At 35.7% G+C, this 2,640-nt stretch carries 1 protein-coding gene; it reads right to left on the bottom strand.

The genetic code is table 11. From position 1 onward, the window contains the following. Positions 1–85: 85 nt before the first annotated feature. Complete coding sequence (locus tag F0261_RS20280; RefSeq protein ID WP_171338727.1) at positions 86–2,512, bottom strand: AAA family ATPase; 2,427 nt, start codon at positions 2,510–2,512, stop codon at positions 86–88. Positions 2,513–2,640 lie beyond the last annotated feature (128 nt).

The raw sequence follows: 2,640 nt of genomic DNA, 5'->3' as shown, positions 1-2,640 counted from the left end.
TCGATGGGAAACGGACTTGGGCTGAGAAGAATCTAGCTCAAATCTAAACTGACAGCGACACCTGAAAAAACGGGTAACTGTCAGATCAAGTCTGAGCTAGTACATCTAAGGTTTGGTATAACTCTTTTAATAGCTCGCTAATCACTTCGCCTTCATCAACAAACGTCCGAACAAACCCTTCATTTTGGCCTTGAGCTACTAATTTAGTTAGCAGCCTTAATGCTTGTCTATGTTCATTGCTCTGCTTTAACGCAACTACTTTTAAAACTTCTAATTTTAATATGCGATAATGGCGATTAGGTTGCGACTGCTCGATTGCATCAGCTATTTGCTTTAACGCTTTCTTGTATTGCTGGTTTGCTAACAAAAGTCGAATGCTGGTAATAGTATCAGCCTCATTGTCTGCAGCGATTGAGCACTGCGCTTTTTTAACCACTAAATTTTCGCTACTAATACGTTCAGCAATGTCGTTTGCTAATATGACCTCACCATTATTAAGGTGGATCCTCACCAGCTCCCACCGCGCAATAGCCGAAAGTCGAGGTAAATGATCGGAATAACCTATCTGTTCAAGTGTCTCAATTACTTTAATAGCATCATTAGTATTATTTTTTGCCAAATGAATTCGCGCCAAGCATAAATAACTTACTGCTAACCATTCTGGTAACGCAAACTGCCTAATTAACGAGAGGTTTCTTGTAAGAATAGTTTCGCAGTCATCTAACTTATTCGTTTCATATAGTAAACTTGTATACGCTGGAAGTACGCCATAAGCATTTGCTGACTCAATAAAGTCTTGCTGATAAAAATCTCTAAGCCCTTGCTCAGCTACTGCGAGTGCTCTTTTAAGTTTTCCTTGCAATAATAGAGCAAAAGCTTGAACGGCATGAGCATAAGTTACGGTAAAAAAAACATTATCTGATGATTTGTTTTTACCCATAAATTGCGTTAACGCCAACGCATTCATACCATCAATTCTTGCATCTTCAAATTTTGCTTGGCTTAAATGGATGTACGCTTGAATATTATAAAAACCAATTCTAACCAATGAATGGTTACTAGGTTGATTATCAGCCAACAATGCTTGTACTACGTTTAGCGTCTCATCATTATTGTCAGACATTATGCTAAACGATATTTTTAAAGACGTAAAAATACGCTGCTGCTCTTTAGTTAACTTATTAGCCTTTTGCCACTCACTAATTTGAGAAATATCCTTCTCAACCAATAATGTGCGTTTATAAAATAAATCAGCCCATGTTTTTGCTAAATACAAATTAATATGTTGATTTAATAACTCAGAAGAAATGCTATTTGTCCAATCAGCTAATGTATTAAACTGCGCTTTTCTTAACATAGGTAGAGCAAAGTCATCCATCATTTGAGCGGCAAGTTCATTGGCATTACCAGCTATAGCATGCTCTATTGCTAATCTTGGCCTGTTATTTTCTTTAAACCACTTTGCCGCTTTAACGTGCAATGGCTCTACCTGTTCTGCATAATCTCGTTTTAATAGTTTAATTAAAAAGCTTGCAAACAATTGGTGATAACTTAACCAAGATTGTTGTTGATTGGTTGACTCAATCAATATCGACTCTTCAAGATCTTCATTTAGCATTGTCGCTGCTCTTCCAGCGGAAAAAGTGTCAGCTAATAAATGCTGGCAAAGTGGCAAATTAAACTCTGACAGAATTGATGTCTTTACTAAAAACTCTTGTTGTTCAGCAGATTTGTGGTTAAAAATGTTTTCAATTAAATAATCATCAAACAGCTCACTGGTAACTTTTCCGTCTACCGTCAGTTGACTAAGTTGCTCTGGTTGTTTGATCAAAAAAGTAGACAGCTTTAATGCTGCAGGCCAGCCATCGGTTAATTCATATAATTTGCATATTTGTTCTTCATTTAGTTGAATATCACCAAAACGAGAAAAATATACTTTAGTTTGCTCAAAGCTAAATTTTAGCTCCGATGTTGAAACCTCTATTAAGTTATCTGCTATTTTCAATTTTGACAAAGCAAGCTTTGGCGCAGTGCGAGAAGCAATAATAATTTGCTGATGACTTTTTAAATGATTAAGGGCGTCACTTAAAATACTTAACGTTGACGGTTCTGTTATTACGTCAAAATTATCAAGAAAAAGATAAAAAGGCTGTTCATTATCAGCAATAGCCGACAACAATACATTTAAGTCGTCAGTATTATGTGGGTTTTCTTTTGTAGCTACTTTACTCGAGCCCGATACTGATGCATTACTAGCTTCACTAACCACTTGCAATAAACGTGATATATCATTGTCAGCTTTTTCTAAATTAATCCAAATTGTGCGGGCTTTTTTTGCTTGTAACCAAGCAAGGTATTGTAAAAGTAAGGTTGTTTTACCATAACCAGCAAGCCCTTGCACTATCGCTACATTACGTAACGGTTTTGCAGTTAAATGCTGAACTAATTCTGTCTGCTCTATTAAATGTTTGGTAATTACTTTAGGAGTAAATTTAGCTGCAGAAATTTGCACAAAGCGCCCTATTATTCATAATTAGTAATGTAGATGCGTCAAAGTAATACGCATATGCTAGCCCTACATTATTGATATTATTATACATTGTAGTTCTTTTTTTAATGAACAGAAACATAGTATAAAGT

It is taken from the genome of Alteromonas sp. 07-89-2 (assembly GCF_013113925.1).
In the GTDB taxonomy this organism is placed as follows: domain Bacteria; phylum Pseudomonadota; class Gammaproteobacteria; order Enterobacterales; family Alteromonadaceae; genus Alteromonas; species Alteromonas macleodii.
This window is presented reverse-complemented; position numbering and strand designations above follow the sequence as displayed.